Here is a 20610-nt window from a genome sequence, read left to right as displayed (position 1 = left end):
CGGCGCAATGGCTGCATGCCGTGGGCATCCACAGCGCCTCGGACTTGCGTCGCCTCGGTGCAGTGGATGCCTACCGGGCCGTGCGTACTCGGGGGTTTCGCGCATCGAAGGTGTTGTTGTATGCGATCGAGGGCGCGTTGATGGACGTGCACTGGAACGATATCCCCGCCGAGCGCAAGGACGCCTTGAACAAACAGCTCGAAGCCATTTCCGCGCGCCACAAGAACTGAACAGGCGCTGACGCCATGTATTTACTGGGGGAACAATCGGCCCACGCCGACGCATTGATCAATCGCTTGCAGAGTCTTCCCGGGCAGTGGCTGCAGGATTTGTCGCCGTGCGCGCCGGTCATCGAGCTGGAGGCAACGGACGATCTGTTTGCACAGTTGCCGGAAGATCAGTTGTTTCTGCTGAGCGAGGGCGTGGTACATGGCTGCATCGCGGGCCGTGCGCTGTTCTACTGGCAGGAAGGTGATCTGCTCGGCCTGCAACGTGGCGAGCAATGGAGCGATTGCCGCATTTGCAGCAACAGCGCTGTGCGCCTGGTGCCCTATGGGCGCGCTGAGGTTTTGCAGCATCTGTATGCCGACCCTGATCGAGCGGAGCAGTTGCTGAGCTATCTGCTCGGGCAAATGGCGCTGCTCGCCCATGCCGTGGCCGAGCTGAAACCCCGGGAGTTCCGCAGCACCAACGGCTTCAAACGCGTTGAGGCAGGCGCCGTGCTGATTCAACAGGGCGATGCAGCGGATCATGTCTTCGTGATCATCGACGGGCACGCCGAGGCATTTGTGGACGGGTACAAGGTCGGTGACGTGGCCAAGGACGAGATTTTCGGCGCCATGGCGTTGTTTACCGGCGAGCCGCGCAACGCTTCGGTGGTGACGTCCGAGCCGAGCACGTTGATGTTGATTCCCGGTGATCAATTTTTGAGCATGACCCGCAGCAATCCGAAGATCGCCCATAGCCTGATTGAGGGCATGGCTCGACGCATCGGCCAGTTGAATCGCAGGATCAAGCAGTTGACGACGCAGCGCATCTAGCGCAAAGCCCTTTATTCACAGGGCCTCACCACCGCTCGCAAAACTAAATTACAGATTTGCAAAATCAGCGGTTGACGCGGTAATGAGAATCGCTATGATTATCACAACTGGTCGCGAGATCAGTCGATATTCTGAAAAGCCCTTGGTTCGGACTCTCAGATTATCTCCTCATCAGGCTAATCACGGTTATTTGACCCGGTTTTACCGGGTCTTTTTTTGCCCGTAGAAAAGTCATTTAGCGAATTGCTGGCGCATCTGCTCGCAGTAATCCGGCTTCGGCGTGGCCGGCGTGTACCAGACGTAATCGGCCATCGCCGCCGATACCGCAGCGCCCTGCTCGGCCAGCATCAATACGATCGGCGCCTTGCCAGCGCCGAGATCCGACAGATGCAGCGGCACGCCGACATCCTTGCGCGCATGCCAGGCACCGGCCAGCAGAATCGAAGGCATCGGCGCCGGCAGCATGCGTTCGGCCATGCGTCGATCACGCTGTTGCTGAATCGCCAGCATTGCTGGCATCTGTGATTCGGGCAGCAGGCCGCAGTGGGATTCACTGATTTGCCCAAGCAAGGTTTTTTTAACCGAAAGCGCATTACTGCGCGGACCGTTCAGAGCAGGTGGATTGCGGTAGAACGCGCGGATTTCGCTGTCATCGAGATTGGCCGCCAGCAGCGGATACGGCTGCGACAGGGCAAAGCGCACGATCGGCCCGTAAAGGTTCCAGTCCCAGCCCTCTTGCCAGGCCAATGCCGCGGGCAGATCTGCCGGAACGGATTTCGGCTGGCGCGCCGCATCGACTTTCGCTTGTTGAACCGGCGAGAGCATTTCCAGCAGCAGACTGCCTTGCGCTCGCTGCTCGCCGAGCGACTGCAACAGCCACAACTGTGCGGCATGGTGATCGGCGTTGTCGTGCTGCTCACCGATGATCAAACGCTCAGGTTCAGCCAGACGCGTCAGCAATTGCTGCGCCGTAAGTACCTCGCCGCTGCGCAGATCGCGGATATCAGCGCCCACAGGCGGAGCCGCCACGTGCTGACAGCCCGCGAGCAACACCAGCGCCAACAACCACAATCCACGCATGCGACACCTCGATGATGATTCAGCGGGCGATGATCAGCGGATGCCCACGCTCCGGGTGCGGTTGCACCAAAACCTCCAGGCCGAACACTGCTTTAAGCGTATCCGGACGCAGCACCTGCTGCGGAGTATCCAGCGCAACCGGGCGCCCCTCCTCCAGCAACAGCACACGATCACAATAGCGTGCCGCCAGATTCAGATCATGCAGGATCACCAGTACCGCCGCGCCGCGATCGGCGAACTCGCGCACCGCTTGCAAGGTGGTGTGCTGATGCAGCGGATCGAGCATCGATGTCGGTTCGTCGAGCAATAAGGTTTGCCCGGCCTGGCCCGGCCAGAGTTGCGCCAGCACCCGCGCCAGATGCACGCGCTGACGCTCGCCACCGGACAACGCCAGATAACTGCGCCCACTCAGATGGCTGGCATCGGCGGCGGCCAGCGCTGCCGCGACAATCTCGTCGTCGCGCACGCGCCCGGTCTGGTACGGCAAGCGGCCCATGCCGACGACCTCTTCCACGGCGAAGGCAAAATCCAGCGTCGAAACCTGCGGCAACACCGCCAGTCGTTGTGCCCGCTGCGTTCCGCTCCAGTGGCTCAACGTCTGACCATCGAGCGAGACATTGCCGTCACTGGCGAGCAACTCACCACACAATGCGCCGAGCAAGGTGCTTTTGCCGGCGCCGTTCGGTCCCAGCACGCCAAGCACTTGACCGGGTTCGAGCCCGAGCGTAACCCCACTGAGCACTGCTTTGCGGCCACGGCGGACATGCAGATTGTGCGCAGACAACATCAGGCACGCCCTCGCAGCAGCAGATAAAGGAAGAACGGCGCGCCGATAAACGCCGTGACAATGCCGATCGGCAACTCCGCTGGCGCCAGCGCCAGGCGCGCCACCAGATCGGCGAGCAATAACAGGCTCGCACCCGCCAAAACCGAGGCTGGCAACAGAACTTTGTGATCGGGGCCGGCCAGCAGGCGCACCAGATGCGGCACCACCAGCCCGACAAAACCGATCATGCCCGCCGCCGCCACCGCCGCGCCAACACCCAGCGCGGTGCAGAACACCAGTTCGCGCTTGAGCCGTTCGACATCGATGCCCAGATGTCCGGCCTCGGATTCACCGAGCAACAAGGCATTCAATGCCTTGGCCCGACGCGGCAGCCACAGCGCCACGCCGATGGTGATGATCAGCAGAGGCCAAAGCCGCGCGTAACTGGCGCCGTTGAGGCTGCCCAGGTTCCAGAAGGTCAGGGTGCGCAGCGTGGCGTCATCGGCCAGATAAGTGAACAGACCGACCGCCGAACTGGCCAGCGCCGTCAGCGCGATACCGGCCAGCAACATGGTCGCCACATGCGTCTGACCGTTGCGCCGGCCCAGCCGGTATACCAGCGCCGTCACCCCGAGCCCGCCAAAAAACGCACACACCGACAACAGATACGGCCCGAACCACTCCGGCAGGCCGCCAAAGAACGAGCCGCCGACAATCGCAATCGCCGCGCCGAGTGCCGCGCCACTGGACACCCCGACCAGCCCCGGATCGGCCAGCGGATTACGAAACAGGCCCTGCATCGCCACCCCGGACAGCGCCAGCACGCCGCCGACCGCCAAGCCGAGCAAGGTTCGCGGCAGGCGGATCTGGCCGAGAATCAGCTCGGCCTGCTCCAATCCTTGCGGCGCCAACGGCACGCCGATCAGACGCAGCGCCGCGCGCAACGTATCGAACAGCGGCAGGCTCACCGGCCCCAGCGCCAGCGACAGCCAGATCGCCAGCAGACACAGCAATGTCAGGCCGATGAACAAGCCACGGGGTTTGACCAGTGTGGTCATTGGCCGCCCTTGGCCGGGTAGAAGCCGTCAGTCAGGGTTTGCAAAGCAGCCGGCAACCGTGGCCCGAGGCCGCCCACCAGCAGCGTCGGATCCAGCTCCATCACCCGCCCGCTCTTCGCCGCCCGGCTGGAATTGAGGATGGGGTTTTCCTTGAACAATGCCACTTTTGCGGCCTCGCCGGTCAGCGCACGGTCAGCGAACACCAGCACTTCGGGATCAAGGCTGGCGAGGGATTCAACAGAAAACGGTTTGTAGCCGCTATGCGTCGCAAGGTTGTGCCCGCCTGCCTGTTGCAGCAACCAATCGGCGGCAGTGTCCTTGCCGGCGATCAACGGCTTGCCGCCAGCGTGCCCGAGCAACAGCAACACGCCCGGAGCTTTCTGCGTGGTCTGCACTTGGGCAACGCGCGCTTTCTGCGCCTGGAGTTGCTGTTGATAACTCTGCAGCAGCTGCGCTGCCTGGCTTTGTGCGCCGAGCAACTGGCCCAGATGGGTGACATTGTTTTCCAATGTCGGCAGATCAGGCTGGGCTGAAAACAACTCGACCTTGACCTTGGCCGCTTTGACTTGCGCCAGAACCGGCGGCGGCCCCATTTCTTCGGTACCGACCAGAATGTCCGGGCGCAGGCTCAAGATGCCTTCGGCCGACAGGCTGCGCTGATAACCAATACTCGGCAGCGCCTGCAACGATTGGGGATGCTGACTGGTGGTGTCGACCCCAACCAGCTTTGACTCGCCACCCAGCGCGCTGACCCATTCCGACAGCGCGCCGCCAGCGCTGACCCAGCGTTGCGGTAAATCCGCTGCGCTCGCCTGATGGCTGAGGAAAAGGCCGACGCACAGTACGGCAACGCGGGTTTTCAGGCGCATACGCAGCTTCCTTGAACAAGGTTTCCCGGGCATCGGCGCAGCGAGCCAAGTATCCTCGGCAACGGCCAGACTCCCTGTGGGAGAAGGTCGCCATTTGATAATTGTTTGCATTTGAACGTCAAGCTCGGACATATCCAGACACGAGCGGACATTTGAGGATAGCCATGAAGTTTCTCTGCGCCGGCAGCGATCTGGTCGAAGCCGGCAGTCGCGGTTTCGAAATCGGAGGCAAAAAGCTGTTTGCCGTACGTCGGGGTGGCCAAGTCTTCGTTTATTTCAATCGCTGCCCGCATCGCGGCGTCGGGCTGGAATGGCAGCCCGACCAGTTTCTCGACCCGAGCAATAGCCTGATCCAGTGCGCTACCCATGGCGCACTGTTTCTGATCGAGAACGGCGAATGCGTCGCCGGCCCCTGCGCCGGGCAGTCGCTCACGGCAATTGAATGCCGGGAAGATACACGAGGCGTGTGGGTCGACGTTTAACCGTTTAGCCGCACGTCGAGTCGGCGGTCGATGACCATCTCTTCATGGTCTAGGCGCACGCCATACGCCAACACCTCGACACCGCAGGCGACCGCCTCACGCAGCGCCTCGGCGTAAGCCCAATCGATTTCCTCGGCCGGGCGCACGGCATCGATGCCGGTGAGGTTCACGCAGTACAACTGCACCGCCCGAATACCGTCGCGCGCCAGATGCGCCAGCTCGCGCAGATGTTTGGCGCCGCGCTGGGTCACCGCATCGGGAAACGCCGCCACCGCCGTGCCGTCGAAGCCGAGGGTGACGCTTTTGACTTCGACATACGCCGGCCCACTGGGGTATTCGAGGCGGAAGTCGATGCGGCTTTTTTCCTGTCCGTAGGCAACCTCACGCTTCAACGCGGTAAAGCCGTTCAACTCGGTGATCACGCCGGCCTGCAAGGCTTCCTCCACCAAGCCGTTGGCGCGCCCGGTGTTGACGCAAAACAGCCGGCCCTGCGGGGTTTCGCCAATTTCCCAAGTGCCGGGCAATTTGCGTTTCGGGTCATTGGAGCGACTGAACCAGACCTGCCCGCCCTCGACCTGGCAATTGAGCATCGAACCGGTGTTGGGGCAGTGAATGGTCAGCAATTCGCCGCTAACGGTCTCGATATCGGCGAGAAAACGCTTGTAACGACGAATCAGCCGCGCTTCTTCCAGAGCAGGATAAAAGCGCATCAGCCTTGCCAGCTCTTCAAGCCGCGCGCAATGCGCTCAACCGCTTCCTGCAAACGTGCGAGGTTCTGTGTGTAAGCGAAACGCACGTGATGGCCGGCCTGATAACGACCGAAATCCAGTCCGGGCGTAAAGGCAACGTGCTCGGTTTCGAGGAAATGTCGGCAGAAGGCGAATGCATCACCGCCGAAACGGCTGATATCGGCGTACAGATAAAACGCGCCTTCCGGCTCAACGGCAATGTTGAAACCGAGTTCACGCAGCGCCGGCAGGAGGAAATCGCGACGGCGCGCAAACTCGGCGCGGCGCTCTTCGAGAATCGCGATGGTGGCTGGCTCGAAACAGGCCAGCGCCGCGTACTGCGCCATGCTCGGCGCACTGATGTAGAGGTTCTGCGCGAGTTTTTCCAGCTCGCTGACCGCCGCGTCCGGCGCGACAAGCCAGCCCAGGCGCCAACCGGTCATGCCGAAATACTTGGAGAAACTGTTGAGGACAAAAGCGTTGTCATCGACTTCCAGCACACTGGCGGCATCAGTGCCGTAGGTCAGGCCGTGGTAGATCTCATCCACCACCAAGTGCCCGTGCCTGGCCTTGATCGCTGTGGATAATCCGCCCAGTTCATCGCGGGTCAGCAAAGTGCCCGTCGGGTTGGCCGGCGAAGCGACGAGGGCGCCGACGCTGTCGTGGTCCCAATGCCGCTCGACCAGATCCGGGGTCAGTTGGTAACGCACCTCCGGCCCGACCGGCACCAGCTGCGCCGCGCCTTCGACCAGCCGCAAGAAATGCCGATTGCACGGGTAGCCCGGGTCGGCGAGCAGCCAGTGTTTACCCGGATCGACCAACAGGGCACTGGCCAGCAACAGCGCGCCGGAGCCGCCCGGCGTGATCAGAATCCGCCGTGGGTCGATATTCAGGCCGTACCGCGATTGGTAGAAACCGGCGATCGCCTCGCGCAGTTCGGGAATGCCACGGGCGGCGGTGTAACGGGTCTTGCCGGCGCTCAACGCAGCTTGTCCGGCGCGGATGATCGGCTCGGCGGTGGTGAAGTCCGGCTCGCCGATTTCCAGATGGATCACGTCGTGGCCTTCGGCCTGCAATTCATTGGCCCGCGCCAGCAGCGCCATCACATGGAACGGTTCGATCGCACGACTGCGCGCACTGTAGGGGCCCATTGGAATGCCTTTGACGGAAAAAAGAGACGATTCTACCTGTCTGCCGGAACGAGCGAGAACCCGTGAAGGTCACAGCCTCAAGAACGCTGGACTGTAACGATCTGAACGTACGCTCCAGGATTGACTAAAATCAGTGATTGAACAGGTCTCCCTTCCCACAGACACGGCTTGTCAGACATCTGCAAGCGCCACCCGCCGGGGGCTCGACATCCGGGAGTAGCGCAGGCTGATTTGATCTGGTAAGTTCGCCCGCTTGCAGCCGCAGGGCCGGCAGGTGTCGGTGATGGAGCAATCCTGCGCAATGGATTACAAGAGTAGAGGCGGTCTATTTCATGTCCACCCAAGCAAAGCAACAGCAGAAAGACACGATCAGCGGCTTCGAACCTTATGTTTCGAAGGCGGGTGAAGAGTACATGGGCGCTCCAATGCGCGCGCACTTCACCAAGATCCTGAACAAGTGGAAACTGGACTTGATGCAGGAAGTCGACCGCACGGTTGATCACATGAAAGACGAAGCGGCCAATTTCCCTGACCCGGCCGACCGTGCCAGCCAGGAAGAAGAGTTCGCCCTCGAACTGCGCGCCCGCGACCGCGAGCGCAAGCTGATCAAGAAAATCGACAAGACGCTGCAACTGATCGAAGACGAAGAGTACGGCTGGTGCGAGTCCTGCGGCATCGAGATCGGCGTCAAGCGCCTCGAAGCCCGCCCGACAGCGGATCTGTGCATCGACTGCAAGACCCTGGCGGAAATCAAGGAAAAGCAGGTCGGCAAGTAATCTCGACCTGAACGAAAAACGGAGCGTGCGAACGCTCCGTTTTTGTTTCTGTGTTTTGCCAGCGGAACCTGCTTCTGCCTCTGTGGCAGCGAGCCTGCTCGCGAAAGCGTCCCTTCAGACAGCTCATTATTGCCTGACCCAGCGCTTTCGCGAGCAGGCTCGCTCCCACAGAGGTAACCTGCTCAAATTCTGAATAGCCTTTATCGCCTCCATGACTGCCAAATCCCCCGCCTACATCGGCCGCTTCGCCCCCACCCCCAGTGGCCACCTGCACTTCGGTTCGCTGGTCGCTGCGTTGGCGTCTTACCTCGACGCCCGCTCCGTCGGTGGGCGCTGGCTGGTGCGCATGGAAGATCTCGATCCGCCGCGCGAAGAGCCCGGTGCACAAGCGGCGATTCTCAAGGCGCTGGAAAGCTACGGTTTCGAATGGGACGGCGAAATGGTCCGCCAAAGCGATCGACACGCGGCTTATGCCGAAGTGCTCGATAGCTTGTTCAATCATGGCCTGGCCTACGCCTGCACCTGCTCGCGCAAACAACTGGAGCCCTATCACGGGATTTATCCGGGGTTTTGCCGCAATGCCGGGCATGAACAGCACGACGCCGCGATCCGCCTGCGCGTGCCGGAGCTGGAATACCACTTCATTGATCGCGTGCAGGGCGAATATCGCCAGCACCTGGGCCGCGACGTCGGCGACTTTGTCATCCGTCGGCGCGATGGTCTCTACGCCTATCAACTCGCGGTGGTGCTCGATGACGCCTGGCAAGGCATTACCGACATCGTGCGCGGCGCTGACCTGCTCGATTCGACGCCGCGTCAGCTGTACCTGCAAGAACTGCTCGGCCTGAAACAGCCGCGCTATCTGCACCTGCCGCTGATCACCCAGCCGGACGGCAACAAACTCGGCAAGTCCTACCGTTCGCCGCCGCTCGAAGCCGATCAGGCCACGCCGTTGCTGCTGCGGGCCTTGCGCGCGCTGGGGCAGAATCCCGGCACCGAACTGGCTCACGCTTCGCCGGGCGAACTGCTGGCCTGGGGCAGCGCACATTGGGATGCCGACGGGATCCCGCGCACACTGACCCTGCCCGAAGCGCAACTGCAATGACGACACTTGCAGTCGCGCGCCCATCCGTTACCATCGCCGCACGTTTTCGGGCACGCGCATAAAAAAGAGAGGCCGGGATGTACATCTATCGCTTGGTCCTGCTTCTGGTCGTCGGGATCTACCTGTTCTCCCCCGCCATCATGGATTGGTGGATCGACGCGACGGGCGCCTGGTATCGCCCTTATCTGCTCTGGCTGATCCTGATTGTCGTGACCTTCATCCTGCAGAGCCAAAAAGATGCCGATGAGCTTTAGCCTGACCCAGATGATCCTGATCAGCGCCGCGTACCTGGCGGCGTTGTTCGGCGTTGCCTGGGTCAGCGAACGGGGCATGATCCCGCGCGCGATCATTCGCCACCCGTTGACCTACACCCTGTCGCTGGGGGTTTACGCCAGTGCCTGGGCGTTCTACGGCACGGTGGGCCTGGCCTATCAGTACGGTTACGGCTTTCTGTCCAGTTATCTCGGCGTGTCCGGTGCATTCCTGCTGGCGCCGGTGCTGCTCTATCCGATCCTGAAGATCACCCGCACCTATCAACTGTCGTCGCTGGCCGATCTGTTTGCCTTCCGCTTTCGCAGCACCTGGGCCGGTGCGCTGACCACGATTTTCATGCTGATTGGCGTCTTGCCATTGCTTGCCTTGCAGATTCAGGCCGTGGCCGACTCGATCGGCATTCTCACCGGCGAACGTGTGCAGAGCCGCGTGGCGCTGGCGTTCTGTGCGCTGATCATTCTGTTCACGATTTTCTTCGGTTCCCGGCACATCGCCACGCGCGAGAAACATGAAGGGCTGGTGTTCGCGATTGCCTTCGAATCGATCATCAAACTGATCGCTCTCGGCGGCGTTGGCCTGTACGCGCTGTATGGTGTGTTCGACGGCCCGCAACAGCTCGAACTGTGGCTGCTGCAAAACCAGACCGCCCTCGCCGCCCTGCACACACCGTTGCAGGAAGGCCCGTGGCGCACGCTGCTGCTGGTGTTCTTCGCCTCGGCGATCGTGATGCCGCACATGTATCACATGACCTTTACGGAAAACCTCAACCCGCGCTCGCTGGTCAGCGCCAGTTGGGGCCTGCCGTTGTTTCTGCTGTTGATGAGTCTTGCCGTACCGCTGATTCTCTGGGCCGGGCTGAAACTCGGCGCCACCACCGATCCGGAATATTTCACCCTTGGTATCGGCATTGCCGCCAACAGCAAACCGCTGGCCTTGCTCGCCTACGTCGGTGGCCTGTCCGCCGCCAGTGGCCTGATCATCGTCACCACCCTGGCCTTGTCGGGCATGGCGCTGAACCATTTGGTGCTGCCGCTTTATCAACCGCCGGCCGAAGGCAACATCTACCGCTGGCTGAAATGGACCCGTCGGGCGCTGATCGTGGCGATCATCATGGCCGGTTTCGGTTTCTACCTGATGCTCGGCGTCGAACAGGACCTGGCCAACCTCGGCATCGTCGCGTTCGTTGCGACCCTGCAATTTCTGCCCGGGGTGTTGTCGGTGTTGTACTGGCCGACCGCCAACCGCCGTGGTTTCATTGCCGGTCTGCTGGCGGGGATCACGGTCTGGGTGGTGACCATGCTGCTGCCGCTGGTCGGCAATCTGCAGGGTTTCTATATCCCGCTGCTGAACATGATCTACGTGCTCGACGACACCAGTTGGCACATGGCGGCCATCGCCTCGCTGGCGGCCAACGTGCTGATGTTCACCCTGATCTCACTGTTCACCAACGCCAGCCCGGAAGAAGCCAGCGCCGCCGAGGCCTGTGCGGTGGACAACGTGCGGCGCCCGCAACGCCGCGAGCTGCACGCCGCTTCGCCGCAGGAGTTCGCCACGCAACTGGCCAAACCGCTCGGCGCCAAGGCTGCGCAGAAAGAAGTCGAGCAAGCGCTGCGCGACTTGTATCTGCCCTTCGATGAACGCCGGCCGTATGCCTTGCGCCGGTTGCGCGACCGCATTGAGGCCAACCTGTCCGGCCTGATGGGCCCGAGCGTTGCGCAGGATATGGTGGAAACCTTCCTGCCCTATAAGGCTGGCGGCGAAAACTACGTCACCGAAGACATTCACTTCATCGAAAGCCGTCTCGAGGATTACCACTCGCGCCTCACCGGCCTGGCCGCCGAGCTCGATGCCCTGCGCCGCTACCACCGCCAGACCTTGCAGGAACTGCCGATGGGCGTCTGCTCGCTGGCCAAGGATCAGGAGATCCTGATGTGGAACAAGGCCATGGAAGAGCTGACCGGCATCGCCGCACAGCGAGTGGTCGGCTCGCGTCTGAGCACCATCGCCAACCCGTGGAAAGAGTTGCTGCAAGGCTTCATCAACCTGCCCGACGAGCATTTGCACAAACAGCATCTGGCCCTCGATGGTCAGACCCGTTGGCTGAACCTGCACAAAGCGGCGATCGACGAGCCGTTGGCCCCGGGTAACAGTGGTCTGGTGTTACTCGTCGAGGATCTGACCGAAACGCAGATGCTCGAAGACAAACTGGTGCATTCCGAACGGCTGGCCAGCATCGGCCGACTCGCAGCGGGTGTGGCCCACGAAATCGGCAACCCGATTACCGGCATCGCCTGCCTGGCGCAGAACCTGCGCGAAGAGCGCGAAGACGACGGCGAGCTGACGGAAATCAGCGGGCAGATTCTCGAGCAGACCAAACGCGTCTCGCGCATCGTCCAGTCGCTGATGAGCTTCGCCCATGCCGGCAGTCACCAGCACAACGACGAACCAGTGTGTCTGGCCGAAGTCGCGCAGGATGCCATTGGCCTGCTGGCGCTGAACCGACGCAATTTCGAAGTGCAGTTCTACAACCTGTGCGATCCCGACCATTGGGTCGAAGGCGACCCGCAACGGCTCGCCCAGGTGCTGATCAATCTGCTCTCCAACGCCCGCGACGCCTCGCCGCCGCACAGTGCGGTACGGGTCAAGAGCGAAGCCGGCGAACACACGGTCGATCTGATCGTCGAAGACGAAGGCAGTGGCATTCCGTCGAGCATCATGGACCGATTGTTCGAACCTTTCTTCACCACCAAGGATCCGGGTGAAGGCACCGGTCTGGGCCTTGCACTGGTCTATTCCATCGTTGAAGAGCATTATGGACAAATCACCATCGACAGCCCGGCTGATGTACAAAGCCAACGCGGCACCCGTATCCGGGTGACCTTACCGCGTCATGTCGAAGCGACGTCCGCTGTGAACTGAGACCGTCGAGAGTATCGAATCAATGCCGCACATTTTGATCGTCGAAGACGAAACCATTATCCGCTCCGCCTTGCGCCGCCTGCTGGAACGCAACCAGTACCAGGTCAGCGAAGCCGGATCAGTGCAGGAAGCACAAGAACGCTTCACCATTCCTACGTTCGATCTGATCGTCAGCGACCTGCGCCTGCCGGGCGCTCCGGGCACCGAGCTGATCAAGCTCGGCCAGGGCACACCGGTGCTGATCATGACCAGTTACGCCAGCCTGCGCTCGGCGGTCGACTCGATGAAAATGGGCGCGGTCGATTACATCGCCAAGCCGTTCGACCACGATGAAATGCTCCAGGCGGTTGCGCGGATCCTGCGCGATCGCCAGTCGGCGCCGGCTGCCGGCGAAGCTACGGCGAGCAAGCCTGCCGCTGGCAATGGCAAAGCTGCTGTGGATAACAGCAATGGTGAAATTGGCATCATCGGCTCCTGCCCACCGATGCAGGACCTGTACAGCAAGATCCGCAAAGTCGCGCCAACCGATTCCAACGTATTGATTCAGGGTGAGTCCGGTACCGGCAAAGAACTGGTGGCCCGTGCCCTGCACAATCTGTCAAAACGCGCCAAAGCGCCGATGATTTCGGTGAACTGCGCGGCGATTCCGGAAAGCCTGATCGAGTCAGAACTGTTCGGCCACGAGAAAGGAGCGTTTACCGGCGCCAGCGCCGGTCGTGCCGGTCTGGTTGAAGCGGCGGACGGCGGCACCTTGTTTCTCGATGAGATCGGCGAATTGCCCCTCGAAGCCCAGGCTCGCTTGCTGCGGGTTCTGCAGGAGGGCGAGATTCGCCGCGTAGGTTCGGTGCAGTCACAGAAAGTCGATGTGCGCCTGATCGCTGCAACTCACCGCGATCTGAAGAGCCTGGCGAAAATCGGTCAGTTCCGTGAAGACCTTTATTACCGTCTGCACGTGATTGCCCTGAAGCTGCCGCCGCTGCGCGAGCGTGGCGCCGACGTCAACGAAATCGCCAATGCCTTCCTCGCTCGCCAGAGCGCGCGGATCAATCGCACCGACCTGAAATTCGCCGCCGATGCCGAACAGGCGATCCGGCACTATTCCTGGCCGGGTAACGTGCGTGAGCTGGAAAACGCCGTCGAGCGCGCGGTGATTCTCAGCGAAAGCCCGGAGATCTCGGCCGACCTGCTGGGCATCGACATCGAGCTGAGCGATCTGGAAGACGACGAGTTCATCGGTCTGCCGCCGCAAACCGGCGGTAACGCCAGCAACAGCAGCCATGAGCCGACCGAGGATCTGTCGCTGGAGGATTACTTCCAGCACTTCGTCCTCGAGCATCAGGACCACATGACCGAGACCGAACTGGCACGCAAACTGGGCGTCAGCCGCAAATGCCTGTGGGAACGCCGCCAGCGTCTGGGCATTCCACGGCGCAAGACCGGGGTCGCCAGCGAAAGCTGAGCGTTACCCACCGCGTGCGCGGGTAACGCATGACAATGTGAAAAAACTGTTACCGCAGTCGATTCACGTAACAGAAGCCGGGGTTATCGGTAACGAAACCCCGGCTTTTTTTCGCCCCTGCAAAACGGTTATATCGACCTAACCCCTTGTTTTACTGGGCTTGGCAAAAGTTGGCACGCACCCTGCTATATGTTTGGTACAAGAACAATAACAAGCAATGCACAAGACAATAAAAATAAGACGAATCGACTCACGCACAATAAAAACAAGACGGCGAGAGGCGCAGCTAACTGATTCTTTTGGAGAGGCGTTGTATTTGGGGCTTGCCCCACGACCAGGCCGAGAACAACAAAAACTGTCCTAAGACAGAGCCTGTACTGGTTGGATCGACAGATCACTGCAATTCAGCGACCAAAGCAATCCGTTTGCTCTTGGCTCCCGATTGGGAGGGTCACGAAGGAAACACTTCGTGGCGAGGGCACTCAACAAAAACAAGAAGCCCGAATCAATAATAAAAAGAGCACGCAACTACTTCTTGGGGAGCTTCGGCTCCCCTTGTAGTTTCTCACTTCCGTGAAATCCCCCCGTTTTCCGCGCTCGACCCTTGTAGCTTGCGGCTTGCAGCTCATATCTGCCGCGTCCTACACCATCCCCCGACTAAATGCTAGAATCTGCGCCCATCATGCGGTCATTCTTTTGGTATGGCCGAACATTCCTTCAAACAGTGCATCCCATGCTGAAGAAGCTGTTCCAGTCATTCCGAACTCCCGTGCGTCGTACGCAACACATCCGCAGCACCCCTGAAGTGCTCAACAGCGGCCAACATTCGCTGCAGAAAACGCAGTTCAGCCGCTATGCGGTGAATATCGTCGAACGCCTGCAAGGTGCCGGTTACCAGGCTTATCTGGTCGGTGGTTGCGTGCGTGACATGCTGCTGGGCATCACGCCCAAGGACTTCGACGTCGCCACCAGCGCCACCCCCGAGCAGGTGCGGGCCGAATTCCGCAATGCGCGAATCATCGGCCGCCGGTTCAAGCTGGTGCACATCCATTTCGGTCGCGAAATCATTGAAGTCGCGACCTTCCGCGCCAATCACCCGGTCAACGAAGACGACGAAGACAGCAACCAGTCTTCGCGCAACGAGAGCGGGCGCATTCTGCGCGACAACGTCTACGGCACCCTGGAAGAAGACGCGCAACGTCGCGACTTCACCATCAACGCCCTGTATTACGACCCGGTCAGCGAGCGCATTCTCGATTACGCCAATGGCGTGCACGACATCCGCAATCACCTGATCCGCCTGATCGGCGACCCCAAGCAGCGTTACCAGGAAGACCCGGTGCGCATGCTGCGGGCCGTGCGTTTCGCCGCCAAGCTCAACTTCGGCATCGAGAAGCACACCGTGCAGCCGATCCGTGAGCTGGCGCCGATGCTGCGCGAGATTCCGTCGGCGCGACTGTTCGAAGAAGTGCTCAAGCTGTTCCTCTCCGGGCACGGCGCGATCACCTTTGAAATGCTGGTTGATCTGCAACTGTTCGCCCCGCTGTTCCCGGCCAGTGCCGAGGCGCTGGAATACAATCCGGAATATACCCACACGCTGATCAGCGAAGCACTGACCAACACCGACCTGCGCATCAAGCAGAACAAACCGGTGACCCCGGCGTTCCTCTTTGCCGCCCTGCTCTGGCCGGCGCTGCCGGCGCGAGTGTTGCGTCTGCAGGAACGTGGCATGCCGCCGATTCCGGCGATGCAGGAAGCCGCTCACGAACTGATTGCCGAGCAGTGCCAGCGCATCGCGATTCCGAAGCGCTTCACCATGCCGATCCGCGAAATCTGGGACATGCAGGAACGCCTGCCACGGCGCAGTGGCAAACGCGCCGATCTGTTGCTGGACAACCCGCGCTTCCGTGCCGGTTACGATTTCCTCCTGCTGCGTGAAAGCGCCGGTGAGGAGACCGATGGCCTCGGCGAATGGTGGACCGATTATCAGGACGCCAATGACAGCGAGCGTCGCGACATGATCCGCGACCTCAGCGGCAAGGGTGACGATGCCAGCGGCGCACCGCGCAAACGTCGCCGCAGCGGCGGTTCCAAGCGCAAGCGCGCCGGTGCTTCGAGCGCGACGGGCGAGTAAGCATGGAACGCATCTACATCGGCCTGGGCAGCAACCTCGCTGACCCGGCCGACCAGTTGCGCAGCGCCATCGCGGCGCTGGGCCAATTGCCGCAGACACGTCTTGCCGGCGTGTCAGCCTTTTATCAAAGCGATTCGCTGCTGCCGGGCCAGCCGCGTTACACCAACGCCGTCGCCGCCCTCGACAGCTCGCTCGCACCGATCGAGCTGCTCGACGCCTTGCAAGCGATCGAAAACGCTCAGGGCCGCGAGCGTCTTGAGCGCTGGGGGCCTCGCACGCTGGATCTGGATATTCTGCTGTTCGGCGATCGCCTGATCGATGAGCCACGGCTGAAGGTCCCGCATTACCAGATTCAGGAGCGGGCGTTCGTTCTTTATCCTCTCGCTGAACTGGCACCGCAGGATCTGCGTCTTGCCGATGGCCGCACGCTGACAGACCTGCTGGCCGCCTGCCCGTTTGTCGGCCTTGAACGCCTCTCCCAGCCCTGAAAAAAATCTGCTGTGAAATGTGGTTATGTGGCGAGGGGATTTATCCCCGTTGGGTCGCGGAGCGGCCCCATGTTGTGTACAGATAGTTCAGATTTGGGCCTGCTTCGCAGTCCAACGGGGATAAATCCCCTCGCCACAGGTCACCTGCCAATCTCCAGTTTTTGTCAGACAAAAATCCCCCGAATCAGGCCCGCCGCGCCGCTGAATCGCATCAGTAACGCCGGTAACACCGCCCGCGTAACAATGCGGTAACACACGCAATTGACTTCCTGTTGGCTCATCACGACTATAGGCGTCCCGCTGCCGCCAACCCGGTATGAACGGGCGCAATCCAGGCCTTTCAAAGCACGACACAAGACCGTGCGCCTGAGTAGATGAAGAATCACGCGCGTGACTCGCAGCAGTTTCCAGAGCGCCTGAACGAGGATTTTTTACATGCCAGCCATCACCCTGACCACGCTCCAGAGCCTCAAGCAGAAAGGTGAAAAAATCACCATGCTGACCTGCTATGACGCGACCTTCGCCCACGCCTGCAACGAGGCCGGTGTCGAAGTGCTGCTGGTCGGCGACTCCCTCGGCATGGTTCTGCAGGGTCATGACAGCACCCTGCCGGTGACCACGGCGGAAATGGCCTATCACGTCGCCAGCGTCAAGCGTGGCAATGGCGATGCCCTGATCCTCGCCGACCTGCCGTTCATGGCCAACGCCACCCTCGAACAGACCATGACCAACAGCGCCATGCTGATGCAGGCCGGCGCGCACATGGTCAAGGTCGAAGGTCAGCTGTGGCTGGCGGAGTCGATCCGTCTGCTCGCCGAGCGCGGTGTGCCGGTGTGCGCGCATATGGGCCTGACCCCGCAAGCAGTGAACATTCTCGGTGGCTATAAAGTGCAGGGCCGCAACGAGAATCAGGCGCGGCAGATGCGTGCCGATGCGATCGCGCTGGAGCAGGCCGGTGCGGCCATGCTGTTGCTCGAGTGCGTGCCGAGCGAACTGGCGGCAGAAATCAGCCAGGCCGTGAGCATTCCGGTGATCGGTATCGGTGCCGGCAACGCCACCGACGGCCAGGTGCTGGTATTGCACGACATGCTCGGCCTGTCGATCACCGGCCGCGTACCCAAATTCGTCAAAAACTTCATGCAAGGTCAGGACAGCATCCAGTCCGCGCTGAAGGCTTACGTCAGCGAAGTCAAAGCCACCACGTTCCCCGGCATCGAACACGGATTCTCTGCATGAACACCGTCAAAACCGTACGCGAACTGCGCGCCGCCGTCGCCCGCGCGCGCAGTGAAGGCAAGCGCATCGGCTTCGTGCCGACCATGGGCAACCTGCACAGCGGCCACGTCGCATTGATCACCAAGGCTACCCAGCGAGTGGATTTCGTGGTCGCGAGTATTTTCGTCAACCCGCTGCAATTCGGCGCCGGTGAAGACCTCGACAAATACCCGCGCACCCTCGCCGCCGATCAGGAAAAGCTCCTCGAAGCCGGTTGCGACCTGCTGTTTGCGCCGACGGTTGAAGAGATGTACCCGGACGGCATGGCCGTACAAACCCGGGTCAGCGTGCCGCAATTGTCCGAAGGCCTGTGTGGTGCCAGCCGTCCGGGGCACTTTGAAGGTGTGGCGACGGTGGTCAGCAAGCTGTTCAACATGGTCCAGCCGGATCTGGCGATCTTCGGCCAGAAGGATTACCAGCAACTGGCGGTGATCCGCGCACTGGTGCATGACCTGAACATGCCGATCCAGATCATCGGCGAGCCGACCGTGCGTGCAGCGGATGGCTTGGCGCTGTCGTCGCGCAACGGCTTCCTCAACGAAGACCAGCGCGCCGTGGCACCGGTGGTGTATCGCGTGCTGAGCAGCATTGCCGAAGCGATCAAGCAAGGTGAGCGCGATTACCCGGCGCTGATCACTGCGCAGTTGCAGGTGCTGGAAGCGGCGGGGCTGCGTCCGGATTATCTGGAAATCCGTCATGGCCTGACCTTGCGTCCGGCGACGGCGGAAGACCGCGATCTGGTGATTCTGGCAGCGGCGTTCCTCGGCACCACGCGGCTGATCGACAACCTGCACCTGAATCTCGATAGCCCGATTTAAGCAGCAACGAATTTCCCTGTGGGAGCGAGCTTGCTCGCGAAGGCGGTGTATCAGCGACTTATAAGTTGCCTGACACGCCGCCTTCGCGAGCAAGCTCGCTCCCACAGGTGTTTTCGGCGCATGCCGGTTGGGCGAAAGTGTTCCGGGCACCTCCGTTTGTCGGCCAGATTCCTCTGCGGATGTTAAAAAAGTACAGGGATCTGGTCAGACAAAGTCAAGACAGAACGCAGCGCGAGGTTTACTGTATTCGCCCTGTGTCCAGATCTCGTGTCGACGCAGTTGATCCCATGCGCTAAAAACCCGTGGTTGATCTGTACCGTGTTCAAAAGGCCGTTCAAGTAAAAAGGAAAACCGCAGCGATGGCGTACTACCGCACTCCTCACGACGTTACCGCTCTGCCCGCCTGGCAAGCGTTGAAAGATCACCGCCAAGCCATGCAGGATTTCAGCATGCGCGAAGCCTTCAACGCCGATCCGCAGCGTTTCAATCAGTTCACCCTCAGTAGCTGCGGTCTGTTTCTCGACTATTCGAAGAATTTGATCAACGCCGAGACCCGCAACCTGCTCGTGGGCCTGGCCAATGAAGTCGACCTGAAGGGCGCGATCAAAGCGCTGTTCGACGGCGAAATCGTCAACGCCTCCGAAGACCGCCCGGCACTGCACACCGCCCTGCGCCGCCCGGTCGGCGACAAGTTGTCGGTCAACGGCGTCAACGTGATGCCGGAAGTGCACAAGGTGCTGAACCAGATCACCGATCTGGTCGGCCGCATCCACGATGGCTTGTGGCGTGGCTACACCGAGAAGCCGATCACTGACGTGGTCAACATCGGCATCGGTGGTTCGTTCCTCGGTCCTGAGCTGGTCTCCGAAGCACTGCTGTCCTACGCGCAGAAAGGCGTACGTTGCCACTATCTGGCAAACATCGACGGCAGCGAATTCCACGAGCTGACGCAGAAACTGCGCGCCGAGACCACGCTGTTCATCGTTTCGTCGAAGTCGTTCAACACCCTCGAAACGTTGAAAAACGCGCAGGCCGCACGCGCCTGGTACCTGGCGCAGGGCGGCTCGGAAGCCGAGCTGTATCGCCACTTCATCGCTGTGTCGAGCAACAACGCCGCCGCTGTGGCTTTCGGGATTCGCGAAGAAAACATCTTCCCGATGTGGGACTGGGTCGGCGGGCGCTACTCGCTGTGGTCGGCGATCGGTTTGCCGATTGCGCTGGCCATCGGCATGTCCAACTTCAAGGAACTGCTGTCCGGTGCCTACACCATGGACCAGCATTTCCAGACCGCGCCGTTCGAACAGAACATGCCGGTGCTGCTGGCCCTGCTCGGCGTCTGGTATGGCAACTTCTGGGGTGCGCAAAGCCACGCGATCCTGCCGTACGACCACTACCTGCGCAACATCACCAAGCACTTGCAACAGCTGGACATGGAGTCCAACGGCAAGAGCGTGCGTCAGGACGGCACCTCGGTGTCGACCGATACCGGCCCGGTGATCTGGGGCGGCGTCGGCTGCAACGGTCAGCACGCTTACCACCAGTTGCTGCACCAGGGCACCCAACTGATCCCGGCCGACTTCATCGTGCCGATCGTCAGCTTCAACCCGGTTTCCGACCATCACCAGTGGCTGTACGCCAACTGCCTGTCGCAGAGCCAGGCGCTGATGCTCGGCAAGACCCTGCCGGAAGCTGAAGCCGAACTGCGCGACAAAGGCATGGGCGAAGACGACGTGCGCAAACTTGCGCCGCACAAGGTGATCCCGGGCAATCGTCCGAGCAACACCCTGGTGGTCGAACGCATCAGCCCGCGTCGCCTCGGCGCGCTCGTTGCGATGTATGAGCACAAAGTGTTCGTGCAAAGCGTGGTCTGGGGCATCAACGCCTTCGACCAGTGGGGCGTAGAACTGGGCAAGGAATTGGGCAAAGGCGTCTACAACCGTCTGGTCGGCAGCGACGAGACCGTGGCTGACGATGCCTCGACTCAGGGCCTGATCAACTACTTCCGCGGGCGTCATCGCGGCTGATAAAAGCCTTCGGGCACAACGCTGTTCCCCTGTGGGAGCGAGCCTGCTCGCGAAATCGGTGCGTCATTCAACACTGTGTTAACTGATCCGCCGCCTTCGCGAGCAAGCTCGCTCCCACAGTTGTTTTGGCGCATGACTTGAACCTGTGCAGCGCTCGGCGCATCT

General features: G+C 61.1%; 19 protein-coding genes. 13 read left to right on the top strand and 6 right to left on the bottom strand.

All coding sequences use genetic code 11. From position 1 onward, the window contains the following. Positions 1 to 230: TfoX/Sxy family protein (locus D8U61_RS25555; RefSeq protein WP_130927879.1), on the top strand; the 230-nt coding region annotated here is incomplete at its 5' end. A 15-nt stretch (positions 231 to 245) separates the two neighbouring features. After that, complete coding sequence (locus D8U61_RS25550) at positions 246 to 1040, top strand: Crp/Fnr family transcriptional regulator (protein WP_130927878.1); 795 nt, start codon at positions 246 to 248, stop codon at positions 1038 to 1040. A 231-nt stretch (positions 1041 to 1271) separates the two neighbouring features. Here the strand turns inward: D8U61_RS25550 and D8U61_RS25545 are convergent, their stop codons facing one another. The 4 genes from D8U61_RS25545 to D8U61_RS25530 are packed head-to-tail and all read right to left on the bottom strand — an operon-like array spanning position 1272 to position 4813. Continuing rightward, positions 1272 to 2120, bottom strand: a complete 849-nt coding sequence (locus tag D8U61_RS25545; protein ID WP_130927877.1) for a ChaN family lipoprotein — start codon at positions 2118 to 2120, stop codon at positions 1272 to 1274. Between the two features lie 19 nt (positions 2121 to 2139). Then, a complete protein-coding gene (locus D8U61_RS25540) occupies positions 2140 to 2907 on the bottom strand; it encodes a heme ABC transporter ATP-binding protein (RefSeq protein ID WP_130927876.1) in 768 nt (255 codons plus the stop codon). Then, positions 2907 to 3890: an iron ABC transporter permease gene (locus D8U61_RS25535; protein WP_177433369.1), complete on the bottom strand. Its 984-nt coding sequence runs from the start codon at positions 3888 to 3890 to the stop codon at positions 2907 to 2909. The genes D8U61_RS25540 and D8U61_RS25535 overlap by 1 nt, the downstream gene beginning before the upstream one ends. A gap of 50 nt (positions 3891 to 3940) precedes the next feature. Further along, positions 3941 to 4813 carry an ABC transporter substrate-binding protein gene (locus tag D8U61_RS25530; RefSeq protein WP_130927874.1) on the bottom strand — a complete coding sequence of 291 codons (873 nt, stop codon included), beginning with the start codon at positions 4811 to 4813 and terminating at the stop codon, positions 3941 to 3943. A gap of 164 nt (positions 4814 to 4977) precedes the next feature. On the opposite strand from D8U61_RS25530, the gene D8U61_RS25525 reads away from it, so the two are divergent. Further along, positions 4978 to 5295 carry a Rieske (2Fe-2S) protein gene (locus D8U61_RS25525; protein ID WP_130927873.1) on the top strand — a complete coding sequence of 106 codons (318 nt, stop codon included), beginning with the start codon at positions 4978 to 4980 and terminating at the stop codon, positions 5293 to 5295. Here the strand turns inward: D8U61_RS25525 and sfsA are convergent. Further along, complete coding sequence (gene sfsA, locus D8U61_RS25520; RefSeq protein ID WP_024014329.1) at positions 5292 to 6005, bottom strand: DNA/RNA nuclease SfsA; 714 nt, start codon at positions 6003 to 6005, stop codon at positions 5292 to 5294. The two genes, D8U61_RS25525 and sfsA, sit on opposite strands and share 4 nt — an antisense overlap. Beyond that, positions 6005 to 7174, bottom strand: a complete 1170-nt coding sequence (locus D8U61_RS25515; RefSeq protein ID WP_130927872.1) for a pyridoxal phosphate-dependent aminotransferase — start codon at positions 7172 to 7174, stop codon at positions 6005 to 6007. Before D8U61_RS25515 ends, sfsA begins: the two co-directional genes overlap by 1 nt. 332 nt (positions 7175 to 7506) lie before the next feature. Here D8U61_RS25515 and dksA point away from each other — a divergent pair, with 332 nt between their 5' ends. The 10 genes from dksA to pgi all read left to right on the top strand — a co-directional run bounded on the left by dksA (position 7507) and on the right by pgi (position 20445). Beyond that, positions 7507 to 7950 (top strand): RNA polymerase-binding protein DksA, encoded by a 444-nt coding sequence (dksA, locus tag D8U61_RS25510; protein ID WP_016773167.1) that lies wholly within the window; start codon positions 7507 to 7509, stop codon positions 7948 to 7950. 211 nt (positions 7951 to 8161) lie between these two features. Next, on the top strand, positions 8162 to 9055 hold the full coding sequence (gene gluQRS, locus D8U61_RS25505) for a tRNA glutamyl-Q(34) synthetase GluQRS (protein WP_130927871.1): 894 nt from the start codon (positions 8162 to 8164) through the stop codon (positions 9053 to 9055). A 77-nt stretch (positions 9056 to 9132) separates the two neighbouring features. Continuing rightward, positions 9133 to 9309, top strand: a complete 177-nt coding sequence (locus tag D8U61_RS25500; RefSeq protein ID WP_003176118.1) for a hypothetical protein — start codon at positions 9133 to 9135, stop codon at positions 9307 to 9309. Next, positions 9293 to 12247, top strand: a complete 2955-nt coding sequence (locus D8U61_RS25495; RefSeq protein WP_024014332.1) for a sensor histidine kinase — start codon at positions 9293 to 9295, stop codon at positions 12245 to 12247. Before D8U61_RS25500 ends, D8U61_RS25495 begins: the two co-directional genes overlap by 17 nt. 22 nt (positions 12248 to 12269) lie before the next feature. Beyond that, positions 12270 to 13706 (top strand): sigma-54 dependent transcriptional regulator, encoded by a 1437-nt coding sequence (locus tag D8U61_RS25490; protein WP_039761623.1) that lies wholly within the window; start codon positions 12270 to 12272, stop codon positions 13704 to 13706. Positions 13707 to 14439: 733 nt separating this feature from the next. Then, the gene (locus D8U61_RS25485; RefSeq protein WP_016773164.1) at positions 14440 to 15840 is read left to right on the top strand and encodes a polynucleotide adenylyltransferase PcnB; all 1401 of its coding nucleotides are present in this window, start codon (positions 14440 to 14442) and stop codon (positions 15838 to 15840) included. A 2-nt stretch (positions 15841 to 15842) separates the two neighbouring features. Continuing rightward, positions 15843 to 16328 (top strand): 2-amino-4-hydroxy-6-hydroxymethyldihydropteridine diphosphokinase, encoded by a 486-nt coding sequence (folK, locus tag D8U61_RS25480; protein ID WP_016773163.1) that lies wholly within the window; start codon positions 15843 to 15845, stop codon positions 16326 to 16328. 435 nt (positions 16329 to 16763) lie between these two features. Then, positions 16764 to 17564 (top strand): 3-methyl-2-oxobutanoate hydroxymethyltransferase, encoded by an 801-nt coding sequence (gene panB, locus D8U61_RS25470; RefSeq protein ID WP_071173624.1) that lies wholly within the window; start codon positions 16764 to 16766, stop codon positions 17562 to 17564. Next, on the top strand, positions 17561 to 18421 hold the full coding sequence (panC, locus tag D8U61_RS25465) for a pantoate--beta-alanine ligase (RefSeq protein WP_130927870.1): 861 nt from the start codon (positions 17561 to 17563) through the stop codon (positions 18419 to 18421). Before panB ends, panC begins: the two co-directional genes overlap by 4 nt. Positions 18422 to 18780: 359 nt before the next feature. Continuing rightward, positions 18781 to 20445 (top strand): glucose-6-phosphate isomerase, encoded by a 1665-nt coding sequence (pgi, locus tag D8U61_RS25460; protein ID WP_130927869.1) that lies wholly within the window; start codon positions 18781 to 18783, stop codon positions 20443 to 20445. The last annotated feature ends 165 nt before the right edge of the window (positions 20446 to 20610 follow it).

This window comes from Pseudomonas sp. Sample_14, assembly GCF_004307515.1.
Taxonomy (GTDB): Bacteria; Pseudomonadota; Gammaproteobacteria; order Pseudomonadales; family Pseudomonadaceae; genus Aquipseudomonas; species Aquipseudomonas atacamensis.
The sequence above is the reverse complement of the archived record's forward strand: the minus strand, read 5'-3'. Positions and strand labels throughout refer to the sequence as shown.

Coding starts and splice junctions, on each gene's coding strand:
- D8U61_RS25550 (WP_130927878.1), top strand. CDS start 246: ATGTATTTACTGGGGGAACAATCGGCCCACGCCGACGCATTGATCAAT.
- D8U61_RS25545 (WP_130927877.1), bottom strand. CDS start 2,120: ATGCGTGGATTGTGGTTGTTGGCGCTGGTGTTGCTCGCGGGCTGTCAG.
- D8U61_RS25540 (WP_130927876.1), bottom strand. CDS start 2,907: ATGTTGTCTGCGCACAATCTGCATGTCCGCCGTGGCCGCAAAGCAGTG.
- D8U61_RS25530 (WP_130927874.1), bottom strand. CDS start 4,813: ATGCGCCTGAAAACCCGCGTTGCCGTACTGTGCGTCGGCCTTTTCCTC.
- D8U61_RS25525 (WP_130927873.1), top strand. CDS start 4,978: ATGAAGTTTCTCTGCGCCGGCAGCGATCTGGTCGAAGCCGGCAGTCGC.
- sfsA (WP_024014329.1), bottom strand. CDS start 6,005: ATGCGCTTTTATCCTGCTCTGGAAGAAGCGCGGCTGATTCGTCGTTAC.
- D8U61_RS25515 (WP_130927872.1), bottom strand. CDS start 7,174: ATGGGCCCCTACAGTGCGCGCAGTCGTGCGATCGAACCGTTCCATGTG.
- dksA (WP_016773167.1), top strand. CDS start 7,507: ATGTCCACCCAAGCAAAGCAACAGCAGAAAGACACGATCAGCGGCTTC.
- gluQRS (WP_130927871.1), top strand. CDS start 8,162: ATGACTGCCAAATCCCCCGCCTACATCGGCCGCTTCGCCCCCACCCCC.
- D8U61_RS25500 (WP_003176118.1), top strand. CDS start 9,133: ATGTACATCTATCGCTTGGTCCTGCTTCTGGTCGTCGGGATCTACCTG.
- D8U61_RS25495 (WP_024014332.1), top strand. CDS start 9,293: ATGCCGATGAGCTTTAGCCTGACCCAGATGATCCTGATCAGCGCCGCG.
- D8U61_RS25490 (WP_039761623.1), top strand. CDS start 12,270: ATGCCGCACATTTTGATCGTCGAAGACGAAACCATTATCCGCTCCGCC.
- D8U61_RS25485 (WP_016773164.1), top strand. CDS start 14,440: ATGCTGAAGAAGCTGTTCCAGTCATTCCGAACTCCCGTGCGTCGTACG.
- folK (WP_016773163.1), top strand. CDS start 15,843: ATGGAACGCATCTACATCGGCCTGGGCAGCAACCTCGCTGACCCGGCC.
- panB (WP_071173624.1), top strand. CDS start 16,764: ATGCCAGCCATCACCCTGACCACGCTCCAGAGCCTCAAGCAGAAAGGT.
- panC (WP_130927870.1), top strand. CDS start 17,561: ATGAACACCGTCAAAACCGTACGCGAACTGCGCGCCGCCGTCGCCCGC.
- pgi (WP_130927869.1), top strand. CDS start 18,781: ATGGCGTACTACCGCACTCCTCACGACGTTACCGCTCTGCCCGCCTGG.